Genomic DNA, 20960 nt, shown 5'->3' with positions numbered 1-20960 from the left:
GGAAAATGGATGGAATGCCATTCACGATCCAAAGCGGATCGTGAACCGTGTGTCTTTTTCTCCATGTGTTTCCAGGGAAAAATCCCAGCCGTGATGGAGGAGTATTTCCCTTACCAGCGTGAGGCCGATGCCCTGGCCGTCTGGCTTCGTGCTGTAAAAAGGGGAGAAGAGGCTGGCAGGATCCTGTATGCCGCTGCCGGTGTCTGTTATGACCAGCTCGGCGCCATGGATGCCGAATGTAATGTCGCCCCCGCGCCCGATGGCCTCCATGCTGTTCCTGATGATGTTGATGAGCGCCTGCTCCAGCTGCTGACTGTCTGCCTGCACCCATACGGCCTGCGCAGGCAGTTGGAAGCTGAAGCGGATATCCCGCCCCGTGGCCTGCACTTCCATCAGTGTCGCCACCCGTTTAACGATAGCGGAAAGGTCGGCGCGTTTGCGGTCGGGCGGCGGCAGCTTCACGAGATCCGCGAAGTTGCGCATAAAACGGTTGAGGTGCTGGTTGCGCTCGGCGGCCACTTCCAGGGCAGACCGGTGCTGCGCGTCCAACGGCTGGGCCTGGAGGGTGGAAGCGATAATGGAATTCACCGGGCCGATGGTGTTGTTCACTTCATGCGCCATCATGCGGATCACTTTGCCGTAAACTTTTTTCTCCGCGGCCAATATTTCCGCCGTCAGTTCTTCCACCATCACGAAGTGCCGGGGAAAGCCCCGGTCAATGAAATGGGACTTTTGCAGTTTATAAGTGTTCACCCCGTTCAGCGAAATACTGCGCGATTCGCCGGATCCCAGCGCCTGCACTTCTTCCAGCAGTGAAGGCAGCGATTGCAGCAGCTGTTGTGCGCGCGGGTTGATCTGCTGCAGCTTGCCGTCGTAATCGAGGATGATGATGCCGGTAGGGGAGGTTTGGATCAGCTTTTCAAGGAAAAAATGTTGCTGCTCCTGCAAGGTCCGCTCCTGGCGCAGCTGGTCGATCATCTGGTTGTAAACGCTGATGAGCTGATCCATTTCATATTTGCCGGTGGCGAGGAACTTTACGTTGAAATCCTTGTCGCGGATGGCTTCTACGCCCTGCATGAGCATTTTCAGCGGGGCGATCAGCTGGCGGTACAGCCGCCAGGCCACCACGAGCGAAAGCGCGATAAATACTTCCGAAACGAGGAACAGCCAGCGGTTTTCCCGGAAAATATAATAGGTGAGCACGAGCGCCACGCCGTGCAGGATGGAAACGAACAACAGGTATTTAGTCCTCAGCTTCATCATACGGGATGTTATATTTTTCCAGCCTGCGGTACAGCGCGCTGCGCGTGAGCCCCAGTGAGGCGGCTGCTTTGGCGATCTTGTTCTGGTGAAAGTTCATGGCCCTGCGGATCATTTCCACTTCCAGCTCTTCCAGCGTTACGCTGCCCACGCCGGGCAGCTGCAACTGCCCTTTTTTAACGGGCGACAATTCAAGCTGGGAACGGAAATGGGGGATGTCCAGCTCGTCGGTATGGTTCACGAGTATCGTGCGTTCGGTAAGATTTTTAAGCTGGCGTATATTGCCGGGCAGGGGCAGCTGCTGCAGCCATTTCATGGCTTCCTTTGTAACGCTGAGTTGTGGCCGGTTGTAAATTTCCCGCAGGTTCCGGATGAAGCTGTTCACCAGCAGGGGTATATCTTTCGGCCTTTCACGCAGGGGCGGCAGGTTGATGGTGATGAGGTTGATGCGGTACAGCAGGTCTTCCCGGAAAGTGCCTTCGGCCACCATCTGGTGCAGGTTCTTGTTGGTGGCGCATACCACGCGCACGTCCACGGTTTTGGTGCGGCTGCTGCCCAGTACTTCGTAGGTCTTGTCCTGCAGTACGCGCAGTAGTTTCACCTGGCTGCCGGCGTCCAGGTCGCCGATCTCGTCCAGGAAAATGGTGCCTTTGTTGGCCATCTCGAACCGCCCCGTCCGGTCGTACCGCGCATCGGTAAAGGCGCCGCGGATGTGGCCGAACATTTCGCTTTCGAAGAGGGTGGTGGAAATGCCGCCCAGGTTCACTTTCACGAAGGGTTTGTTGCGCCGCTGGCTGTTCTGGTGAATGGCTTCGGCAATAAGCTCCTTGCCAGTGCCGCTTTCACCCATGATGAGCACGGAGGCGTCTGTACCGGCCACGCGCCCGATGGTTTCGAGAATGCGCAGGATGGCGGGATCTTCGCCGATGATATGTGAAAAGTCGAACTGCGCATCGAGCTGGCGGCGGCTTTGCTGTGAGGCTTTTTTCCCGTTGAGGTCCAGCAGGGTCTTTACGGATTGCAGGATGTTGCCATTGCTCCAGGGTTTGGTGATAAAGTCGCTAGCCCCCAGTTTCATGCCCTGCACGGCCAACTCAATGCTGCCCCAGCCGGTGATGAGTATCACGGGAATGGTATTGTCGAACTGTTTGATCTGTTGCAGCATCTCCATGCCTTCCTGGCCGGTGGTGCCGAGGGAAAAATTCAGGTCCAGCAGCACGAGGCCGGGCCGGTGGCGTTGCATGGCGGCCATCGCTTCGGCGGGATCGCCCACCGCGGCAGCTTCGTAGCCTTCCTGCCGCAAAAGCAGCAGCAGCGAGGTTCTTACGGCTATATCGTCGTCAATGATCAGGATCATACGTTCGTAAATGTAATATTAATCTTCATGTAAAGCGACGGCCGGGTATATCTGTGCCGCCTGCCTGCCGGGGTAAAATGCGCAGATCACCACCAGCAGGTAAATGAACAGCACGGAAAGCAGGATAGCGGTGATGTAGACGCCCGAAGGCATGTCGAACAGGTTGAGCAAAGGGAATTGCGCCGCGAAGAATACCCCGATGATGAGCGCAAACGTAGACAGCACCAGCGTTTCACTGACGATCTGCCCAGAAATACCGTTGCCGGTAGCGCCTATCGCGCGCCGCAGCCCGATCTCGGCCCTGCGCCTGCTCACGTTGTACCACAACACGCCGAACACGCCCAGCGCCACGTTTACGATCAGGAACCCGCCTACCACCAGCAGCAGGATCATAGGAACGAGGGTGGTATTGTTCATGTCAACGCGTTTCTCCTTCAGCCGCTCTATCTCGATGGTAGACGTTTTCAGCACGCCGCTGAAAGTTTTGAACAGCCTGCTTTCAAAACCCGCGTCCGCGCCGGGTTCGTAAGAGATCAGCACGCGCTCCATCCAGGAGCTGTCGCCCACCCGTTTGTAGGTACCGGGCTTTAGCGGGGCATAATCCCCTTTGTCTTTCAGTGTTTGCACCACACCCGTAATGCGGTGCGATTCGTCTCCCAGTTTCAGTGTTTTGCCGACGGCGCTTTCGTTTGGAAAGAATTTTTCTTTGAGCACGTCGTTGATCACCAGCGGCGGTTCCTTGCCCAGCGCGTCGTTGGCATTGAACCAGCGGCCTTCCAGCATTTTGGCTTCCAGTACTTCAGGGTAATGATCGTCTACCGTGTAAAAATTTGTCATCACGTGCACATCGCCGTGATAAATGCTGTTGCCGCTGGTATTCATGGAAAACGGGCTGTTGCTGCTTACGGAAGACATTCCCTTTACTTCGGGCATAGATATAACACTGCGCCGCAGCGTCTGTAACACCGTATAAAGGGAATCCCTGTTAGGTCTGCCTCCCGGCTGGCTGTTGAAAGAAACGGCCAGCACATTATCGTACCGGAAGCCCATGGGCCTTCGGTAATTTGTATAATAATAAACGATCAGCGTGAACACGGCAAACAGCACCATGAAGGAAACGATCATTTCCAGGATCAGCAGGGCATGCTGTTTTTTCTTGTTCCAGATCAGTGTAAATAAATGCTTGAGCATACAATCTGTTTAATAAGTTTTTAATGCGGTCACCACATGCAGCCGGCTCATGCGCCAGGCCGGGTATACGCCAGACATCAGGCCGAACAACAGGCATACCGCCAGGCTGATGGCCAGTACCTTGACATTCAGGTACAGGTGCACGTCTTCTATCAGGCCGGCATTGTTCCAGGCAGTAAGAATGATGACTGATAAAATGATGCCGATAAGCCCGCCGATCACGGTAAGGATCAGGTTTTCGACGATGAACTGCACAGCCAGCGTACCGGAGGAAGCGCCAAAGGCTTTGCGCACGGCTATTTCAGAGGAGCGTTCCATGATCCTGCTGATGTTGATGTTCACGAGGTTAAGCGTGGGCAGGAGGAGGAAAAAAAGCAGCACCAGGCCAGTGTACAACAGCAGCGTGTTAACGCCGGAATTGTCCTGGTCGCCCATGAACAGGCGGGTGTAGCCTGCCACGTAATGGTCCGCCCGGCTGGATATTTTGTCGAAGCGGGAGGTATCTACCGGCAGGCGGCGGATGATATCGTCGTATTCCGCGGCCATGGCGGGGACAGACGATGCGCTGCTTCCCTGCAGGATCCCGAAATATTCGCCGTTCAGGCCTTTGTCCAGCGGGTCTTTTTTAGCCAGCGTATGCGGTACATACATGTCGCCATAGGTAAGGAACTGGGTAATGGGCACGCTTTTAACCACGCCTGCCACACGGTACCTCACGTTGTCCGTTTCAAGATACCGGCCAACAACGGAGGGTACATCGCCGAAGTATTTTTTGCGGAGATTTTCAGAAATGACGGTCACTTTTTCCGCGTTGCTGATCTGTTGCGCTGTGTAGGGCTTTCCTTCGAGGAAACGGAAATCCAGCACTTCCCAGAATGCATCGTCGGTGAACTTCTGGTCGATGACCAGCTTTTTGTTATTGATATAAGTATTACTTGGCTTGTGGAATGAGCAGATGGCCACTTTTTCCGGCGCCTTCATTTTTTTGACGTAGTGGTCCAGGAAATAGAAGCTGGGCGGACCGTTCTGCCTGAAGCCGTGTTTTTCGCCGGTAAGCCGCATCATGCTCACGTACAGGTTGCGGTCGCGGTGGGCGTCGGGGTAGGAGGCGTCTACCACGTGGTCCGAAAACGCGGTGAGCACCATGATGATAGTGAGGGAAAAACTGATGCCGAAGAGGCTGATGAAGGTGAAGAACTTTCTCCTTTTCAGCACGGCTATCGCTATTTTAAAATAGTTCTTGAGCATGGGTAAGGTTTAAAGGTTATTGCACCTGCGATCCGTCGAACAAACGCACGAGGCGGTGCGTTTTGCGGGCCATGTTTTCGTCGTGGGTCACCATTACGATGGTGGTGCCTTCATCTTTGTTCAGCCGCACGAGGATGTCCATCACATCATTGCCCATGGCGCTGTCCAGGTTGCCGGTCGGTTCGTCTGCCAGGATAATATCCGGTTTGCCGACGATGGCCCGGGCAATGGCCACGCGCTGCTTCTGCCCGCCGGAAAGCTGGGTGGGGAAGTGTTTCGTGCGGTTGCTCAGTCCTACCTTTTCCAACGCTTCCAGCGCCAGCTGCTTTCTTTCCTTGGCAGAACTTTTACGGTAGAGCAGCGGCAGCTCCACGTTGTCGAGCACGCGCAGGTCGTTGATGAGGTGATAGCTCTGAAAAATGAAGCCGATGGCGCGGTTGCGGAACCTGGCCAGCTGCTTGTCGTTGAGGTGGCCGGCAGTGTTGCCGCCAATGCTGATATTGCCGCGGGTAGGCTCGTCCAGCAGGCCCATGATGTTCAGCAAAGTACTTTTACCACAACCGGAAGGGCCCATGATGGAAAGGAATTCTCCTTTGGCCACGTTGAGATTGATGCTGTTAAGGGCCTGCGTTTCCACGGTGTCTGTCCGGTAAACTTTTTCAATGTTCTGTAAATGTATCATACGTGATCTTTTTATTTTGTTCAAAATCGTATAGGGATAAATACCGAAGTTCGTAATAAGCGCCCCAGAAGTCGCGCAGCGCCAGTATAAAATCGCGTTTGGCCTGGTCTTTTTCCGCGAAGGCAATGCTGAGGTCCGTAATGCTGAGGTTGCCCAGCACGTAGCGGCTCCGCGCGATCTCGTACTTTTCCGTGGCAATGCTGTCTGCCACTGCGCTTAGAGCTACCTGCCCCTTCATCATGTCGAACAGGGTTACCTGTGTTGTAACGGCCTGCGTGAAATTTTGTTTATCCTGCTCCACTTCATACTGCGAAAATTCCAGGTTGGCTTCCGCTGTTTTGGTGCGGGAGCGCGACCGGCCCCAGTCCAGTATCGGGATGGAAAACGCTATTTCCACCAGCTGCTGGTTCTGCGGGTTGCGGTATACTTTGGACACGGAAGGCGAGGTGTTCGTATAGCCGAGATTGGCGTTGAGCGTGGCGTTCAGCCCGGTTTCGCCGCGGGCTTTGGCTACGTCGCGCCTGGCTTCCTGTATCCTCCTTAAGTAGCCGATAGATTCCGCGTTGTTGGCGAAAGCTTCTGCCAGCACCTGTTCTGCCTGCACGTTCATGTTGATCATCGACGGCGGCAGCTCCAGCGCGATCTTTTTTGCTTGTTGCAGGCCGGTATAGGCCCGCAGGTTGAGGCTGGCGATCTCCATGCTGCGTTTGGAGGCGCCGACGGACTTTTCCGCTTTCAGCGCTTCCAGTTGCAATTGTAATATTTCATTGCGGGAAATTTTTCCCAGCGCAAATTTTTCGTCTGCGATCCGTTGTATCTGCCGGGTATTTTGCAGGTTAGACTCGGCTATCTGGTGGTTTACCTGGGCCAGCAGCAGGTCAAAGAAATAACCGCTGGCCTTTACGGCTATCAGCTCCATGTCTGCAATATACTGCTGGCGGCTTTCCTGGTAGAGGAGGGGCGCTATGCGTTTGTCCCATTTCAGCTGGTTGAACTGGAACAGCGGCTGGCTGTAACCGATCGTATAGGGGATCGCGTTGTAAAGCGTGGTGTTGCGGTCGAAATCGTCGAAGCGCTGCAGCTCCGTGGCGCCGTATATCTTGCCGCCGGTGGCGGTAATGCTTTGGCTGAAGGCCAGGTTGAGCGTGGAGTTGTTGTTGTGGATGGGTTCAAACTTCACGCTGCCGTTGGGTTGGGTAACCGGGGTGGTGGTTTTCATGAACCCGGGCAATGTGCCGGTAAGCGCCAGCTGCGGCTGGTAATTGGAGCGGTAGGTACGCCATTCCCAGTACTTCGTTTTCCTGACGGTGATAGCCTGTTTGGAAGCGATGGAGCCGCTGCGCGCCATATTCACGACCTGCCGGAGGGTAAGCGATATGGTGTCTTCCATTTCGTTCTGCGGTGCGGAGCCCTTTGCCGGCTGTATAGTATCGTGTTCCAAAGTATTCGTCTGAGCAATGGCCTTTGCAGGCAGCGTCATTGCGTATGCTTTTACCCAGAGCAGTATGATCAGCATCCTTTTCATTTCAACGTGATTTCGCGGGCGTTCTTAAATTGGCTCATGTCGGAGGTGATGATCACGTCGCCGGGGCGCACATTGTCTTTGAGCTCCACGTAATCGAAATTGCTCATGCCCGTATGCACCGTGCGGCGGACTGCCTTATTACCCTGCACCACGAACACCTGCTGGCCTGAAGCGCCTTTGAACGCAGGCCCGTTGGTAATCCGCATCACGTTGTTGCCGGTGGCGGTGACGAGGAATACGTCCACCTTCAGGTTGGGCCGCAGCTGCGGGTGATGCGGCTCTTCCAGCTGTATGTCGAACGTAACGGCATTGTTCTGCACGGCCGGGTATACGGTCTGTATGCGGCCGCGCACGTCTTTATCCTGTATGCGTATCACCACCGGCATGCCGGCGGAGAGTTGGTTAAGGTAGCTGTCTGCTATAGTGCCCGTTGCTTTAAAGCTCCCCAGGTCTGCAATGCGCGCCAGCGCTTCGCCTTCGCGCACCATGGTCCCGATGTTCTTATTGATCCAGGTCACAACGCCGCTGCGGCTGGCAGTGACGCTGGCCTGGTCCAGTTTCCGTTTTAATTCTTTCAGTTCCTGCGCCTGTATGGCGGCGGATATTTCGGATTCGCGCATTTCCACTTTCATGGATTGCTGCTTGTTGTGTATCTCGTTTTCCAGCTGCACTTTTTCGAGGCGGGCTACTTTGAGGTTCATTTCAGCCTGCTCCACATCCTCGCGCGTGCCGCCGCCGGCTTTGAACAAACGTTTGCTGTTTTCCAGGTCTGCCTGCAGCGCATTGATGCGCAGCTGCTTGATCTCGTTGTTGCTTTGAAGGTCGAAGTAGCTTTTATCCAGCGCCAGCTTGAGCTTTCGCAGCTCGTTCTGTTTGGATTCCAGCTGGAATTTCCCTTTTTCGTATTCGCTTTCAATGCCGGATTTGTCCAGCTTCAGCAGGCTCTGCCCGGCTTTGATGCTGCTGCCGGCGTCGGCCAGCACTTCCTGGATGGAGGCATTTACCGGGCTGGTGATCACTGCTTCGAATTCCGGCAGTATCTCTCCCGCCGCATTCAGCGTGTTTTCGATGCTGCCGGTTTCCACGGTGGCGATAGTAATGGCGGAGCGGCTGATAGAAGGATGCAGCAGGCTGCGGATCAGAAACACGCCCGCGGCAATCGCGCCGGCGCAGGCCAGCAGTATGAGGAGGCGTTTTCTTTTCCGTTGTGCAACCCAGGCGGCAGGAAGTTCTTTATCCATATGGCGGTTTGAAATTTATCCGCCCTGTTATTTCAATGAGAATGCCAGGATTAAATAGTTTAAAATCATTTGGTTATGAAAAATCCGCTTGCGAAAACTGTCCGATAACGGACAAACTTTCCGGTTCCGGAATTTTATGACGGCTGGTAAACTGAATTCCTGCAAACGTTGCCGGGAATATATTATTTTGGGACAGTCATTACATCAAATTTAAAATTCCATGTACACTGTATTAAGAACGATGCTTTCGGCATTGCTATTCCTTATACCCGCCAGCCTCTTCGCGCAGGGCTTCCTCAAGACTTCGGGGCAGCAGATCGTCAATGAAAAAGGTGAAAACGTTTTACTCCGCGGCATCGGCCTGGGCGGCTGGATGCTGCAGGAAGGCTATATGCTGCGCGTGCCGCGCGAAGGGCAGCAGTACCGCATCAAAGAACGTATAGCCGCGCTTGTTGGCCGGGAAAGAACGGAGGCATTTTATGATGCCTGGCTGGCGAATCATACCACCAGGGCGGATATTGAAGCCATGAAAAAATGGGGCTTCAACTCCGTGCGCCTGCCCATGCACTTCAATCTTTATACGCTGCCGGCAGATCAAGAACCGATACCGGGAAAAGATACCTGGATCGAAAAAGGTTTCAGGATGACGGACAGCCTGCTGGCCTGGTGCCGGGACAATGGCCTCTATCTTATCCTCGACCTGCACGCCGCCCCCGGCGGGCAGGGCAACGATCTCAACATATCCGACCGCGACGGCTCCAAGCCTTCCCTCTGGGAAGATGAAGCGCACCAGCGCAAAACAGTAGCCCTCTGGCGCAAGCTGGCAGAGCGTTACAGGAACGAGCCCTGGATCGGCGCTTACGATATCATCAATGAGCCCAACTTCGGTTTCACCGATCCCGCGGGCGACAAGAACGGCACGAAAGAAAAGGACAATGCCCGCCTCCGCAAGCTGATGATGGAGATCACCGCCGCTATCCGCGAAGTGGATCAAAAACATATCGTGATCATTGAAGGCAACGGCTGGGGTAATAATTATAGCGGCGTGTTGCCGCTGTGGGATAAGAATATGGTGATGAGTTTCCACAAATACTGGAACTATAACGATGATCAATCCATCGCTCACATCCTCCGTTACCGGCAGGAAAATAACGTGCCCGTGTGGATCGGCGAAACCGGCGAAAACTCCAACGTCTGGTTTACCGAAGCCATCCGCCTGCTGGAGAAGAACAATATCGGCTGGGCCTGGTGGCCGCTGAAGAAGATCGGTATCAACAACCCGCTGGAAGTGAAAAGCAATGCCAACTACCAGCAGATGCTCGCGTACTGGCAGGACCCTTCAAAGCCCAGGCCCCATGCGGATTCTGCATACCGTGGCCTGATGGACCTTGCTATGGCGACTAATTTTCATCACAACGTGCTTCATCAAGACGTACTGGATGCCATGCTGCGCCAGCCGGCCAATCCTGCAGCCATTCCCTATGCAAAGGTTGAACTGAAGAGCGGCACAGTGATCCCGGCAGTGGAATATGATTACGGTGCAAACGGTTTCGCTTATTACGATACCGATACTGCCAACTACCGCGTATCCAATCCGAACCACACCGGCGGCAACCGTGGCGGCGCTTTCCGTAACGATGGGGTAGACATCCGCCGGGATGATACCGGGTATGCCGTGATCAATATTGCGAAAGGCGAATGGCTGCAATACACGATAGATGTGCGGAAAACGGGCACTTATACCGTAAAATTATTGGTGGCGGCTGATACCGTGGGCGCAAGCATTCAATTGCTGGGCAATGGCGCGACACTTGCGCCTGCGAAAGCGCTGGGCAACGAAAGCGGTTGGCAGGTGCTGGAAATACCCGGTGTGCCTTTAAAGAAAGGTCCGCTGCCTTTCAGGGTACGCGCGGAAGCAGGCGGTTACAGGCTGCGGGAGATCCGGTTCGAATGAACCGCGTGGCCATTCAGTATTAAACAGTTATATCCATATGCAGTGCCGGGCCGGGTTTCCAGCCCGGCATTGTTATTTCCCACCATAATGCATTTGTTCAACATAAATTATGAAGTAATAAAAATTTAATATATATTAGATGTGAAAATTGCCTATTTAGCAACACAAATGCCCGAACAATCTGTCATAAAGCGGTTCGAGACCAGCTGCGTGGCTTGTGATACATGGATCATAGCCTACAGGTCGTCTGCATTCACGCAAACGTATTACCTCGTTTGGTATACGGACAACTCCACGGGAGACAAGCTGCTGATGTTCAGGAAAACCGGCATTTTTGCGACAACGGACCTTGCGCATCTGCCCGCGGAGGCAGAGGCCAGGCTTACTTCCCTTCAACATACCGATAAGATCGTCCGCTGGCTGGACCAGGTGAATGGCCTGGAGCCTTCCGTGAGCAACATGTACGACATGGACTACATTGCCAACGCCCTGCGCCGGAAAAAGCTCAGCCTGAAAGTGATGGACGCCTTATCCAATTTCATCGACCTCTTCGGCGATTATGCCAATTCCCTTAAAACGACCGACCACCTGCAGGCATTCCGCGAGCACCCTGTGATTGAGGCGTTTGTTGCGCATTATTACCAATACATTTTCTGGCCGCGCCTTCAACGCGGGGAAAAGTTCAAAGAGCTTGAAAGGCCCGAACTGGCGGTAGATCACCGTGCGCTGCTGGATGTATTCCAGGAAATGCGCGGGTATTTTGAAGCAGACATCAGGGTGATGACGCCTGCCGCATATTAAATCCTAAAACCTGAATACATGGAAAAGATCAATCTGTTCGACCTGAACGTGGATGCCGAGATATCCGGTTATCTCTCTGAAACCGCGCGCTGGGCAAAGTTCCTGGCGATTGTCGGGTTTATAGGCTGCGGCTTTTTTTTCCTCTTCGCGTTGATATTCGGCTTAATGCCCGCGCAAAACCCTTACATGGCGCAGATGGGAGATATGTATGGCACCAGCGCTACGGCCAGCCGCAGTTTTGTGCTGATCATTTATTTGCTGACGGGCATCCTGTATATTTTTCCCTGCCTTTTCCTGCTACGGTTTTCGAACAGGACGAAGCAGGCGCTCCAGGCAGGAGACCAGGCAGTGCTGGGCGCGGCATTCCTCAACCTCAAATCGCTGTTTAAATTCATGGGCGTGATCATGATCATTGGCCTTGCATTCGGGGCGCTGATGATACTCGGGTCGATCGTGATCGGGATATTTTATATGAACGCATAAACAGGTTTCCTGGAATAAAGAAAAGGCCTTGCGATCTGCAAGGCCTTTTATTATTCTGCTATCAGAATTTCTTCATTTTCGGGAAGCGCCGCTTCCTCGCTGAACCCGCTCAGTTCGTGCATGAACTCATCTGCCCAGAACTCGATGTTGTAATGGCTGATGATCTGGTACAGCCGCTTCATCCTGATCTGCCTTTCGGCGCGGTTCATGGAAATAGCTTCCAGTAAGGAATTGATCATGGATACATTATCGTATGGGTTGGTGAGCACGGCATTGGGCAGTTCCACGCTGGCGCCGGCAAATTCAGAAAGCACTAATACGCCCGCTGAATCAGGGTCCTGGCCCTGCACTGCAACGTATTCCTTCGCCACGAGGTTCAGCCCGTCGCGGAGCGGCGTGATCCAGGCCACGTCTGCTATCGCATAATAGGCCAGCACTTCTTCGAAGGAGAAAGAACGGAAGAAGAAATGAATGGGCACCCAGTCCATAGTGGAATACTGCCCGTTGATCTTGCCGATCAGCTGCTCCATTTCCTGCTGCACCTGTTCGTATATTTTCATGCCGCTGGCAGGAGGCGTGCAAATGTTGATCAGCTCTACCTTTCCGTGAAGATTGGGATGTTCTTCCAGGAACTGGTGGAAGGCTTTGAGCTTTTCCAGCGGGCCTTTCACATAATCCAGCCGTTCTATGCTGAGGATGGTCTTTTTACCGTGGGTGGGCTTCCTGAGCTGTGCGATCATGGCCTGCGTGGCGGGTTTTTCCGTCAGTTCGCGGATATAATCCACATGTACGCCAACGGGATTGGCGCCCAGGCGCACTTTGCGGCGGCCGGTGTCTATCTCGCGCGTCATCACGCCGGCGCCCATGGCGCAGCTGTAAGTGAGGAAGCGCGGGGCGGTATTCACTTCTTCGGTGATCTTCACCGGCATCAGGCTTTTCACGACGTCCACGAAATTTTCCACGTAACGCGGGATGTGAAAGCTCACATAGTCGCACTGTAGCAGGCTGTGGATGATCTCGCTCCGCCAGGGGATGATGTTGAAAGTATTGGCAGCGGGGAAAGCCGTGTGGTGGAAGAAACCGATCTTGAGGTCAGGCCGCATCCGGCGCAGGTAACCGGGCACCATCCAGAGGTTGTAGTCGTGTATCCACACCATTGCATTGGGCTCGGCTTCCGCCGCGGCCTTCTCCGCGAAAATGCGGTTCACTTTCAGATAATGTTCCCAATGGGTATGGTTGAACTGCACCTTTTCGATGAACGAAAAAATGGCGGGCCAGAAGGCTTCCTTCGAAAAAAGTTTATAAAAGATATCAATGTCTTCCTTTTGCAGCATCACAGGACTGGCCTGCAAATGGGGATAGACCGTTTTGTCGATATGAAAATTAGGCGCCGTTTCCTGTTCCTCCTGCGCTTCCTGCCAGGCGATCCAGAGGCCGGGCCTGCCGGTCTTGAAGAAGTTCGTAAGCGTAGGCAATATGCCATTCGGGCTTTTGGGCGCGCGGCGTACTTTCTTCCCGTTCTCTTCCACTGTTTCGAATGGAAAGCGGTGATAAAGCATCACGAGTTGTGAAGATTCTTTTTCCGAAGTAACTACATCGGGCATTTCTTTATAAAAAGGCCTGAAAGGCTTGAAATGCGCCAATGCTTCCAGGATGCCGCCCGCGCCTGTTGTTTCTGAAATATAAACATCATCCAGCAGGCTGGCTGCTTCGGTGAGCGCTTCTTCCGCTTCGCCTACTACCACGCCGTGAAAACCGCGCCCATACAGGGAAAGATCGTTCAGCGTATCGCCCGCCACGAGCACTTCGTTTTGCGGCACCTGCAGGAGGTTCACCAGGTGCTGCAACGTGCTTCCTTTGTTCACGGAAGAAGGCAGTACATCGAGGTATTTACCTGCGGAAAGGATGATATCGCAGCCCAGTTCTGCTTCCAGCCGGGAAACCTGGTTCTTGATCCGTTCGTCATCAAAATAAAAAGAACAACGGCGCTGCTGGGGCACGGCCTGCTGGCGGATGCCTTTGACATTTTTCAACGCGTCCATCACGGCGCGTTTGCCGGGCCATTTCAGCTCGATATTGTTCTGGATGGGTTGGACGGGACGGAGTGTATGCCCGTCGAGCACCGTGGCGCCCACGTCGCAGATGATATAATCAGGCCTGGGGATCACGGGGTCGCTGAGCAAAGGGAGCACGCTTTCAACGCCGCGCCCTGTTACGAATATGAGCCGGAAATCGTCGTTTTCCCGTATGATTTTATATAAATGTTCCCTGTGTTGCGCGCTTCCGCCTAAAAATGTACCGTCCAGGTCTGTTGCTAAGATCATGCTTGTTTATTTGGTGAAAGAATAAGGCATTAAAGCTGCTGGCTTTGGCTAATGCCATGGTTTTCTGAGGTAGATACAAGAAGTATCGGTTGTTGATTGGGACCACAAAGGTACGGATAAATAGGGAGAGAAAGGGTGACAACTTGGCGAAAAAGGTGACTATTAGGCACTTGTACTGCTGAATATTTTTACTAACTTGGCTATGATGATACAGCCAAAACGATTATTTGACGCGGTAGCTATCCAGCAGCAGAAATTCCCGAAAACAGACATGCTCGTTTCCAAGGTGAACGGCGAGTGGAAACCATGGAGCACCGCACAGGTGCAGGAGACCGTTAACCGCCTTTCCGCGGGGCTGCTCAGTCTTGGTGTAAGCGGCAACGACCTTACACCTGAAAATGCGGACAAGATCGCCATTATCAGCAATAACCGGCCGGAATGGGTGATCGCGGACCTCGCGGTGCAGCAGACGGGCGCTATCCTGGTGCCTTTATATCCCACCACCAACCCGCTGGAGATCAAATTCATCCTGAACGATTCGGGGGCAAAGTACATTTTCGTGAGCAATACAGAAATGTACGACAAGATCAGGGCGCTGATGGGAGAGGTGCCCAGCCTGCAGAACATTTATACATTCGACGAAGTGCCCGGCGCGGCGCACTGGAACAAGATCCTCGATGCATCGACGGACGACCTGCTGAACAAAGTGGAGGCCATCCGCCCTACGATCAGCGAAGAGCACCTGGCTACGCTGATCTACACTTCCGGCACCACCGGCACGCCAAAAGGCGTGATGCTGTCGCATAAGAATATCGCGAGTAACGTATTTTTCTCCAAAGCAAGCTTCCCCTTCCCGGACGACCCGTCCTGCAAGGTGCTCAGCTTCCTGCCACTCAATCATATTTTCGAGAAGATGGTTACTTACATCTATCTTTTCAGCGGCATCAGCATTTATTACGCAGAGAGCCTGGACAAGATCGCGGATAACCTGCGCGAGATAAAACCCGATGGTTTCACCACCGTGCCCCGCCTGCTGGAAAAAGTGTATGAGAAGATCATGAGCAAGGGCAACGAGCTGACAGGCATCAAACGCGGCCTGTTCTTCTGGGCAGTGGCGTTGGGCAAAAAGTATGACAACAACATCAGCGGCGGTCTCTGGTATAACATCCAGCTGGCCATTGCCAATAAACTGATCTTTTCCAAATGGCGCGAAGCGCTGGGTGGAAAGGTCGCTTTCATCGTGACCGGCGGCGCGGCCTGCCAGGAAAACCTACTGCGCATTTTCAACGCCGCAAAAATACCGGTGTATGAAGGCTACGGTCCAACTGAGAACAGTCCCGTGATCAGTGTTAACCGCCGTTACCCGCCCGGCAATACAAAGTTCGGCACCACCGGTCCGCTCATCGAAGGCGTGGAGCTGATGTTCACCGAAGACGGCGAGATCTGCGTGAAAGGTCCCAGCATGATGAAAGGCTACTACAAACGTCCCGACCTCACCGCGGAAGCCATCATCGACGGCTGGCTGCACACCGGTGATATCGGCACGCTGGTGGATGGGAAATTCCTCAAGATCACCGACCGCAAGAAAGAACTGTTCAAAACCAGCGGCGGCAAATACGTTGCCCCGCAGCCCATCGAAAATAAAATGAAAGAAAGCCCCTTCATCGAGCAGATCATGGTAGTGGGCAACGAACGTAAATTCGTCAGTGCGCTGGTAGTGCCTTCATTTAACATACTAAAGAATTGGATGGCACAGAATAATATTCCTTTTGTGTCCAACGAAGACGCATGCAAACGCCCTGAAGTGATCGCGATGTACGAGAAGATCGCCGAGCGGTATAATGCAGGTTTCAATCATGTGGAGCAGGTGAAGAAATTCAGGCTGATGCCGCATGAATGGGGCGTGGAAACAGGGGAGATGACGCCGAAATTGAGTTTGAGGAGGAAGGCGATATTGGAGAAGTATAAGGGGGTGGTGGATGAGATTTATGAGGGGTAGATCTTATTTATAAGAAAATTTCATTATTAGAAATAAATTTATACTTTGCAGCGAAATATCTAGTGAAATGGTATCCCTATTCTTTAAGACAGGTAACTGATTACGTTACCCACCACTTAATAAGTTATCTGACTGCGGAATACAAGTGACCTTACCTATGGTGTATTGTTTATTGTTGGTAGTGCTAACCCGGTAATTATACAGCTAAGTATTTTGTTAACTTGTCTGTTGCCTGGTTTAAGTCCTTGACTATACAACCGGCAACTGGAAACCAACTTTACCAGCGTACCGTTACGTGCTTTCGGATTATATGATTTATCTGTTCAAAACGTCTTATTGCGGCAATATTCAACGAATAAACTATTCATGAAAGGTTTTTTCTTCTGCTTTCGTTCGCCATTTGCATAGAGAAGCTCTACGCACAGTTACCTGCCCCGGAAAATCAGTTTCGTTTACCCGGTTACGCTTCACCCTCTCCAACAGCTGCATCTTTGGGAAGATACGGGGAAATTCCGGTGACTTTACAAAGTGGTATTCCTAATATTCAAATACCTATCTACGAAGTGGTGACAGGTAATCAAAAGTTGCCAATCAGCATTAGTTTTCATGGTGGTGGCATCCGTGTTACAGATAAGGCAAGCCCTGTTGGACTGGGGTGGGCCCTTAATGCTGGTGGGGTTATCAATAGAGTCGTTCAGGGAATACCTGACGAAAATTCTCAGTATGGTTTTCTGAAACAGGTATTGGATAACGACGATCCTGGGTTTAACGAAAAACTCCGCTGCCAGGCAATTTTCAGTCAATATGTGACCGGTATGTATCAGACGGACTTGCAGCCGGATATATTTATGTATAGTTTACCCGGTAAAACCGGAAAGTTTATGCACAAGAACAAAAAGTATGTTGACATGCATCCGGGCTTTATGACTATTCCCTATGACCCCATCAAAATTGATACGAATTCTATCTATGACGGATATTTCCGTATTACCGATTCAGACGGTACGGAATATATGTTTGGTAAGGATTATGAAGGGAATAGTTGTGTAGAAGGCTTTTACCGATATGAGGGATTTGCTTCATGGAGTGCTGAACATCGTGCGGCATGGTTCCTTGCGGGCATGGTCTCTCCTGATAAAAACGATACTATCAGATTTATATATACAACACCGGGAAATGATGTGACAGAAAGTAACCCCGTTACACTTACGGGAACGGTCCATGATGACACTAATCCTCTAAGCCTGCAGTTTTCCAAGTCTCCGGCCAGTAACAAGTATGATTATACTACAAACGTCCGATTGCTGCAAACCATTCGATTTAAGAATGGCGAAGTGAGATTCACTTATGATGCGAACAGGCGGCTTCAGGAAATAAAAGTTGTAGCAATAAATTCAGCTTTAGAAGAACAAGTTTTCCGATGGCAGTTTTTTCGCGATGCGGAGAAGCTTGATAGTCTAAGGCAGGTAGGTACAAATGGAATTCCGCTACCTGCCTTTAAGATCGACTATGTTGGCAATGCCTCAGGACAATATGTTCGGCCTCCTTATAATTCAAATGGCCGGGACCTTTGGGGATTCTACAATGGTAAAGATAATAACCCAGATCTGCTTTGGGTAGACGGAATAAACGGAATGCCGGCTCCGGTATCTGTCATTGAGCGCAGGATGCCAAATGAAGAGTATATGCAATATGGACAGATAAAGAAAATAACATACCCCACCGGCGGGAGTTCTGAGTTTATTTTTGAACCGAACAAAACGACTTACCAGACCTATCGCAATGATACTATTTGGAACACTATAAGCCACAGGGTATATACCTGGATTCCAACATACGGAAACGCTCAGCCTTCGGTTACATTTACAGTTACTCAGCCACTGACTACAAAAAATCGCGGTGGGGGTGTTCAAAGTAATGCGGAACTTACATTGAATATCAATCGTACCTGTACCCCCGGTTCTCCTCAACAGCCATGGTGTGTTCCAAATACGGTTCGTGTAAGATTGTTGGATGTAACAAGCGGGCAAACGCTTGTTGCTGAAATATGGTTGCCGGCTTATAATCAGCAAACAAGTATTGAAAAGCGTTTTTTTGATCTGATAGTAGGGCATACATATCAACTGGTATTACCCGATCCCGGCAATGTAGGAACCGGGCAACTTCCGCAATATAATCTTGATGCAGTTGTCAAAGGTGATCAATATCTTTCACATACAACAGTTCCCGTCGTAGAAACAGTATTGGGGGGCGGAATGCGAATAAAGCAGATTATTCACGCTGACGGTACCGGCAAGCGCTCATTGAAAGAATATGCTTATCCCAGAAGTTATTGGAATTCCGATTATTTTAACGGGGATTTTAATGGCTTTGCCAACTCTACTTTTTCTCATGATAGATTACGCCGTGGTGCAGGGGTACATGATGCTCCGAGACCATTTTATAAAACCTGGCATGAGAATCTTTCGGTTCCATTAGGGTCTATATATGGAACGTCTTTGGCGAACGAGATCGTTGAGGAATATGACAAAGATCCTGAAAGTGGTGACACGCTTGGGAAAATTTCATACCGCTTTAATTTGGCAACCGATTATGTACCAAGGTGGATGCCTTTCTATAAGCTGGATTATGACCATATACGCAATCAACTGCTGACAAAGAAGATCTACCGGAATACCGAATCAGGTATGCAGTTGATCCAACGTGACTCTATGATTTATAAAACCTTGATGATGGACTTACTGGAAAAAACAATGAAGTTCGTTCATATGTTTCTGAGATGTTATGGCTCGGCGGAGATTATGACGGAGCACCCGCTTTAAACTTTCCGGAAAATAACTGCATCTATTGTGAAGCGTTTTGGAACACTCGCTTCAAGCTTGATACATTAACGTATCGTTCTCCCCGTATTGTCCGTTCTGAGCTCCACTCAACGGTCTATCATCCGGAAACCGGTAGTGCAGTAACAGAAAGCCAGAAGTTTGACTATGACAATCTGTTACATATCCAGGTTACCGGTATTCGCAGTAAAAATAGCAAAGGCGATAGTCTAGTAAATTATTTTAAAAGGCCGCAAGATTATAATTTTTTTACGGCTTGTACTAATTGTGATACGCAGCTTGATGCAGGCTTGTTAAATGCCCGTGGTACTTATTTTGCTCAGCAAAAGCAATGGTTGGACACATTTTACTACTATGTTCGCCTGCGGGATGCTGCATATATGCCGCTTTATCCTGAGAAGATAAGTTATGCCAAGACGCAGTTTTTGAACGATCAATCACAAATGAAAACTTTGGAACTAGCTACAGCAAATAACAATGCCACTTGCCGGTTTAACCGTGTTAGTTGTATCGCTAATATTAAGATTAACTTGTCGGAAAGTGAACAGGCCATATGCAGGATGCTGGAGCTGAACAACATATTGCCGGTTATCGAGGAAAAGGGATTAACAAATAATGTATTGATGCAGACCAAAGTGACTGATTATTTTTGGCAGAGTGGCGACTACGTGACGCCATGGAAGGTTAAAGTCTCTCAATTATCTGCATTGCCTGAAGAGAGGTTGGAGTTTACAAAGTATGAAAAAGGGAACCCGGTACAGTTAAGGAAGACGGATGATATTCCTGTTTCTCTTATCTGGGGCTATGCAGGTACATTACTTATAGCCGAGGTAACAGGAGCTCAACAGCAAGACATTGCATACACAAGTTTTGAAACTATAGAAAACGGAAATTGGGGGGCTTCATCATTTGTAGGAATAACTGGTGGAATTACCGGTGAAAAGTGTTTTTCAGGGACAGGGTTTTCATTTTCTAAAGCGGGACTTTCCGCAAATACAAAATACATTGTAACCTATTGGAGTAGAAACGGCGCGTACAATGTTCCGGGTACTCAGACTGGTTACCCTAAACTGCTTCGCAGCATTGTAAGGAATGGAATTACTTGGACGTTGCATGAGCATTTGGTGACAGGGCAAACTACTATCCAGGTTACAGGCAGCGGAAGTATTGACGAATTGCGATTACATCCGCAAGGTGCTGTAATGCGGACGTTTGCATTCAAAACATTACTTGGTATGAGCTCTGAATGTACCGGAGCACATCGGCTGAAGTTTTATGATTATGACGAACTGGGAAGGCTTCGGACTGTAAAAGATGACGAAGGAAAGATACTAAGGCAGCACGAATACAAGCTTCAGGCGATGTTTTAGCTTGGGATTTCTGGAATTTGCCTTTGAAGTAGGCTTTCTACGAGCATTTGAAGATATCCGATAATAACAGCCAATACTTATGAAGTATGATTATAACCTTTGAAAGATTCCCGAAAACAATACCCGTTGTAATTTGTTTGTTACTCTTGGCAGGTCAAACATTTGCTCAGAAACCCAACACGCAAACACAACCGGCTNTTTGCAAACGGTGACCAAAGGCGGCTCCCCGGCAAAAAAAGATGTAGTGGCCCCGGTGATCTACGATGCCTTTGGCCGCGAGCAGTATCAATACCTGCCCTATGTATCCACGGCCGGTGATGGTGCTTTTAAGACTAACCCTTTCAACGATCAGAAGAATTTCTACGCGCCTACCTCCGGCACACCGATCTACCCCGGTGAACAGGTATTTTATAACCAGACCGTCTTTGAAGCTTCTCCCCTTAACCGTGTGCTGCAAACGATGGCCCCCGGCAACAGCTGGGCCGGATCCAATGTGGGCGTGAGCCAGCAATACCTGGTCAACGCGGTGAGCGATTCGGTGCGCATCTGGACGATCGCAGCCGCCGACGGCAGTGTGCCGGCCAGCATCACCCGCTACAACGCCGGCGAACTCTATAAAAACGTGACCACCGATGAAGCCGGCAACGCCGTGGTGGAATACAAAGACAAAGAAGGCCAGGTGATC

Annotated in this window: 15 protein-coding genes; 7 read left to right on the top strand and 8 right to left on the bottom strand. The window is 51.2% G+C overall.

Going from position 1 to position 20960, the window contains the following annotated elements:
* Window positions 1-21: 21 nt before the first annotated feature.
* Genes R3I13_RS21755 through R3I13_RS21725 form a run of 7 tightly spaced genes read right to left on the bottom strand, consistent with a single transcriptional unit; the run spans window position 22 to window position 8504 of the window.
* Window positions 22-1263, bottom strand: coding sequence for an ATP-binding protein (locus tag R3I13_RS21755; RefSeq protein ID WP_346320084.1), 1242 nt, complete (start codon window positions 1261-1263; stop codon window positions 22-24).
* Window positions 1244-2617 (bottom strand): sigma-54 dependent transcriptional regulator, encoded by a 1374-nt coding sequence (locus tag R3I13_RS21750; RefSeq protein ID WP_346320083.1) that lies wholly within the window; start codon window positions 2615-2617, stop codon window positions 1244-1246. The genes R3I13_RS21755 and R3I13_RS21750 overlap by 20 nt, the downstream gene beginning before the upstream one ends.
* An 18-nt stretch (window positions 2618-2635) precedes the next feature.
* On the bottom strand, window positions 2636-3808 hold the full coding sequence (locus tag R3I13_RS21745) for an ABC transporter permease (RefSeq protein ID WP_346320082.1): 1173 nt from the start codon (window positions 3806-3808) through the stop codon (window positions 2636-2638).
* A gap of 9 nt (window positions 3809-3817) precedes the next feature.
* Complete coding sequence (locus R3I13_RS21740) at window positions 3818-5056, bottom strand: FtsX-like permease family protein (RefSeq protein ID WP_346320081.1); 1239 nt, start codon at window positions 5054-5056, stop codon at window positions 3818-3820.
* 16 nt (window positions 5057-5072) lie between these two features.
* Window positions 5073-5738: an ABC transporter ATP-binding protein gene (locus tag R3I13_RS21735; protein WP_346320080.1), complete on the bottom strand. Its 666-nt coding sequence runs from the start codon at window positions 5736-5738 to the stop codon at window positions 5073-5075.
* Window positions 5716-7263, bottom strand: a complete 1548-nt coding sequence (locus R3I13_RS21730) for a TolC family protein (RefSeq protein ID WP_346320079.1) — start codon at window positions 7261-7263, stop codon at window positions 5716-5718. Before R3I13_RS21730 ends, R3I13_RS21735 begins: the two co-directional genes overlap by 23 nt.
* The gene (locus R3I13_RS21725) at window positions 7260-8504 is read right to left on the bottom strand and encodes an HlyD family efflux transporter periplasmic adaptor subunit (RefSeq protein ID WP_346320078.1); all 1245 of its coding nucleotides are present in this window, start codon (window positions 8502-8504) and stop codon (window positions 7260-7262) included. Before R3I13_RS21725 ends, R3I13_RS21730 begins: the two co-directional genes overlap by 4 nt.
* A 220-nt stretch (window positions 8505-8724) precedes the next feature.
* Between R3I13_RS21725 and R3I13_RS21720 the strand changes: the two genes are divergently transcribed.
* The 3 genes from R3I13_RS21720 to R3I13_RS21710 all read left to right on the top strand — a co-directional run bounded on the left by R3I13_RS21720 (window position 8725) and on the right by R3I13_RS21710 (window position 11742).
* Window positions 8725-10458, top strand: a complete 1734-nt coding sequence (locus R3I13_RS21720; protein WP_346320077.1) for a cellulase family glycosylhydrolase — start codon at window positions 8725-8727, stop codon at window positions 10456-10458.
* A gap of 168 nt (window positions 10459-10626) precedes the next feature.
* Entirely contained in the window at window positions 10627-11259 is a 633-nt protein-coding gene (locus tag R3I13_RS21715; RefSeq protein WP_346320076.1) for a hypothetical protein, read from the top strand.
* An 18-nt stretch (window positions 11260-11277) separates the two neighbouring features.
* Window positions 11278-11742 (top strand): DUF5362 family protein, encoded by a 465-nt coding sequence (locus R3I13_RS21710; RefSeq protein ID WP_346320075.1) that lies wholly within the window; start codon window positions 11278-11280, stop codon window positions 11740-11742.
* 50 nt (window positions 11743-11792) lie between these two features.
* On the opposite strand, the gene ggpS is transcribed toward R3I13_RS21710, so the two are convergent.
* Window positions 11793-14066, bottom strand: a complete 2274-nt coding sequence (ggpS, locus tag R3I13_RS21705) for a glucosylglycerol-phosphate synthase (RefSeq protein ID WP_346320074.1) — start codon at window positions 14064-14066, stop codon at window positions 11793-11795.
* Between the two features lie 202 nt (window positions 14067-14268).
* Here ggpS and R3I13_RS21700 point away from each other — a divergent pair, with 202 nt between their 5' ends.
* The 4 genes from R3I13_RS21700 to R3I13_RS21685 form a co-directional block, all read left to right on the top strand.
* On the top strand, window positions 14269-16065 hold the full coding sequence (locus R3I13_RS21700) for a long-chain fatty acid--CoA ligase (RefSeq protein ID WP_346320073.1): 1797 nt from the start codon (window positions 14269-14271) through the stop codon (window positions 16063-16065).
* 491 nt (window positions 16066-16556) lie between these two features.
* The gene (locus R3I13_RS21695; protein ID WP_346320072.1) at window positions 16557-18887 is read left to right on the top strand and encodes a hypothetical protein; all 2331 of its coding nucleotides are present in this window, start codon (window positions 16557-16559) and stop codon (window positions 18885-18887) included.
* On the top strand, window positions 18845-20275 hold the full coding sequence (locus R3I13_RS21690) for a hypothetical protein (RefSeq protein ID WP_346320071.1): 1431 nt from the start codon (window positions 18845-18847) through the stop codon (window positions 20273-20275). The genes R3I13_RS21695 and R3I13_RS21690 overlap by 43 nt, the downstream gene beginning before the upstream one ends.
* A 208-nt stretch (window positions 20276-20483) precedes the next feature.
* Window positions 20484-20960 (top strand): DUF6443 domain-containing protein (locus R3I13_RS21685; RefSeq protein WP_346320332.1); only part of this gene is annotated, 477 nt, incomplete at its 3' end.

The organism is Chitinophaga sp. YIM B06452 (assembly GCF_039655965.1).
Taxonomy (GTDB): Bacteria; Bacteroidota; Bacteroidia; order Chitinophagales; family Chitinophagaceae; genus Chitinophaga.
The sequence above is the reverse complement of the archived record's forward strand: the minus strand, read 5'-3'. Positions and strand labels throughout refer to the sequence as shown.